This window comes from Microcystis sp. M49636_WE2, assembly GCF_030065375.1.
GTDB lineage: Bacteria > Cyanobacteriota > Cyanobacteriia > Cyanobacteriales > Microcystaceae > Microcystis > Microcystis aeruginosa_C.
The window spans coordinates 1-1,730 of sequence record NZ_JASJFG010000187.1; the positions used below are offsets into that span (position 1 = coordinate 1).

2 protein-coding genes and 1 pseudogene are annotated in these 1,730 nt (G+C 45.7%); 2 read left to right on the forward strand and 1 reads right to left on the reverse strand.

Translation table 11 applies throughout. From position 1 onward, the window contains the following. Positions 1-283: Uma2 family endonuclease (locus PX484_RS04310; RefSeq protein ID WP_288102971.1), on the forward strand; the 283-nt coding region annotated here is incomplete at its 5' end. On the opposite strand, the gene murG is transcribed toward PX484_RS04310, so the two are convergent. Next, complete coding sequence (murG, locus tag PX484_RS04315) at positions 265-1,338, reverse strand: undecaprenyldiphospho-muramoylpentapeptide beta-N-acetylglucosaminyltransferase (protein ID WP_287767209.1); 1,074 nt, start codon at positions 1,336-1,338, stop codon at positions 265-267. The genes PX484_RS04310 and murG overlap by 19 nt on opposite strands. A gap of 81 nt (positions 1,339-1,419) precedes the next feature. On the opposite strand from murG, the pseudogene PX484_RS04320 reads away from it, so the two are divergent. Next, positions 1,420-1,730, forward strand: a pseudogene (locus PX484_RS04320) (nuclear transport factor 2 family protein); the annotation flags it as partial.

The window sequence follows — 1,730 nt, forward strand, 5'->3', positions numbered from 1 at the left end:
AGAATTGCCGACGGGTTTTTTAGAAGGTGGGCCCGATTTAGTGGTAGAAATTCTCTCTCCAAGGAATACAGTGGCAGAAATCGAGGACAAAATTGCCGAATATTTTGCCAATGGGACTCGTTTGCTCTGGGTTATCAGTCCAGGTCAACACTATGTTTTAGTTTATCGTTCCGGGTACGAACCGCAGGGATTATTAACATCAGGAGATTTTTTGGAGGGGGAAGATGTGGTTCCGGGGTTCACTTTTCGCGTGACCGATTTGTTTCAAAAACTATCTTTTTGACTCTTTCTTCTCAACAAATCGGCTAATAAATCGGCACTGTCACTAATGGCTAGATGAGAAGCTTGTTGGGCCATGGCGGCCAATTTTTCGGGGTTAGACCATAAATCGAGGACTAATTCGCTTAAAAACTGAGCAGTTAACTCATTTTGACGATAAAGATAAGCGGCTTGAGCTTCGGCGAAAACTTTGGCATTGTAGAACTGATGGTCTTCGGCAGCAAAAGGATAGGGAATTAAAATCGAAGGCGTACAAGTGATCGCTAATTCCGTTAAAGTGCCGGCACCGGAGCGACTGATAGCCAGATTAGCTCTTTGCCATAATCCCGCCATATTGTCGTAAAAAGGCCGGGAAAAATAGTTAGAATGGCGCAAACTATCCGCTTCGGGGTCGTTTTCTCCCGTTAGATGCACGATATAAATGCCTTTTTCTAACCATTGGGGAGCGCTTTGTCGGACAAGTTGATTAAGAGCCACGGCCCCTTGAGAACCACCGGCAACGACAATTAAAAAAGCAGTCTCTGGAATCGGTAAATCTAGGGACTGGGGAATGAGAAACTGCTCGCGTACTGGCGTACTAACCCAAGTGCTGCGAGTGCCGGGTAAATAGCTGGCGGTTCCCTGAAAACCGAGGGCAACCGTATCACACCAGCGACCGAGAACTTTAGTGACTTTGCCCGGTATGTAGTTAGATTCGTGTAGGATGACGGGAATATTGGCTAAACGAGCCGCTAAAATGGTCGGGCCTGCGATATAACCCCCGGTGGTAAAAACTGCCGCTATCTGACGTTTTTTGATTAAACTACGCACTTGCCAAATGGCCCACAGTTGACGAAGCAGAATCTTGAGAGTTTTTAACCCCAAACGGGTTTGAAATCCCTCAATGGGGATGGTGTGCAGGGGATAGGTTTTTGGAACTAAGGACTGTTCGAGACGGTCTGGAACTCCTAACCATTCAATCTCGTAATCCGGCAAGCGCTCGGCCAGGGCCAAGGCGGGAAATAAATGACCACCAGTACCACTAGCGGCAATCAAGAGACGGGTTGGAGTGCGTGCCATAATTCGAGAGAGGGTAAATTCAGCCCTAGAATGAAATAATCTACCATAGTTATTGATCGATCCTTACACAAACTATCACTAATGCGTAACTTGAACACGATCCCCGATAAATTTTTTCGTCAATCCCTCAATTTTTCCCTGTCGTTGCTGTTAGGTTTGGGGTTAACTTTCACCCTTGCCACCGGTCTGCGGGCCGAAAAGCCAGAAACTGCTCCGGCTAATTTAAAAACCCTTATCTCCAAAATCGAAACGGCGGCTAATGAGCGAAATCTCAAGCAATTAATGGAGTTTTATAGTCCGAAATTTACTAACTCCGATGGCTTGACCTACGAAAAAACTAAAAAGGCTTTAACTCATTTTTGGGAACGTTATAACAATCTACAATACACCAC